The following is a 1,056-nucleotide window of genomic DNA, read 5'->3' as shown; positions in this document are numbered from 1 at the left end:
CACCCTCTCCTCGGGGGGGGCGGCTTTTTGCCGGGCCCCCCCGGCTTATTCGTATTCGGGAATTCACGACGTCCGGGCAGGAGTGCGATCCGTGGGCCGCGAGTGAATTCAGCCGACGCCTTTCCTTCCCAAATTAATGCACCTCTGTTAAAGCCGACCGCCCGCCGTGTTTACGGCATGTTGCGAAGTCCTCACCCGTGGCCGGTGTGCTCGCGCCGCGCGCTCCGCGTGGCCGGCCGTCAGCGCCCGCGCCCGCTCGGCGTCCCCGCGGGCGACGGCGTCCACGATCGCCCCGTGCTCGGCCCAGGACTCCACGGGCCGCTCCGGCGCCTCCACCACGTACATCCAGGCGATCTTGTGCCGCATCTGCGTGAGCAGCGCGATCAGCCCGGGGCTGCCGGAGGCCTGGGCGAGGGTCTCGTGGAACCAGCCGCCCAGTGACCGCAGGTCCTCCCCCTGGCCCTGCCTCGCCCGCTCCTGGCCCAGCCTGACCAGCCCGCGCAGCACCTTCAGGTGGGCCTCGGTGCGCCGCCGGGCCGCCCGGGCGGCGGCCAGGGGCTCCAGCAGCATCCGCAGCTCCAGCAGGTCGGCCGCCTCCTGCTCGGTGGGCTCGGCGACGCAGGCGCCCGCGTGCCGGCGGGAGGTGACGAACCCCTCGGACTCCAGGGTCCGCAGCGCCTCGCGGACCGGGACGCGGGAGACCCCGTACCGGCGGGCCAGCAGTTCCTCGGTCAGCCTGCCGCCCGGCGCGAAGACCCCGGAGACGATGTCGTCGCGGATCGCCGTGCATACCGCGTGCGCAGGAATACGCAAGTCCGGACCTCCGCCTATTTCCGATTGCCGACGCCATTACGCGACCGTGTTGCGATCGTATCGGGACTCTATTGCAATGCGCGATGTTTTCCGAGTGCGGACGGAAATCGCGGATGTTTACGGCCACAACGCGAAGGCCCCGGCTCGGGGAGCCGGGGCCTTCGGTGGAGCGGTCTCTTATAAACAAAAACCATCTAAACCAAAACAAATAGATATGGGGGGGGGGGGGGGGCGGGTGAGAGT

Annotated in this window: 1 protein-coding gene; it reads right to left on the bottom strand. The window is 69.6% G+C overall.

What is annotated here, in order from left to right; translation table 11 throughout:
• Positions 1-147: 147 nt before the first annotated feature.
• The gene (locus ACFXA3_RS27505; protein WP_385191081.1) at positions 148-813 is read right to left on the bottom strand and encodes a GntR family transcriptional regulator; all 666 of its coding nucleotides are present in this window, start codon (positions 811-813) and stop codon (positions 148-150) included.
• Between the last annotated feature and the right edge of the window lie 243 nt (positions 814-1,056).

The organism is Streptomyces sp. NPDC059456, from assembly GCF_042750055.1.
In the GTDB taxonomy this organism is placed as follows: Bacteria; Actinomycetota; Actinomycetes; order Streptomycetales; family Streptomycetaceae; genus Streptomyces.
This window is presented reverse-complemented; position numbering and strand designations above follow the sequence as displayed.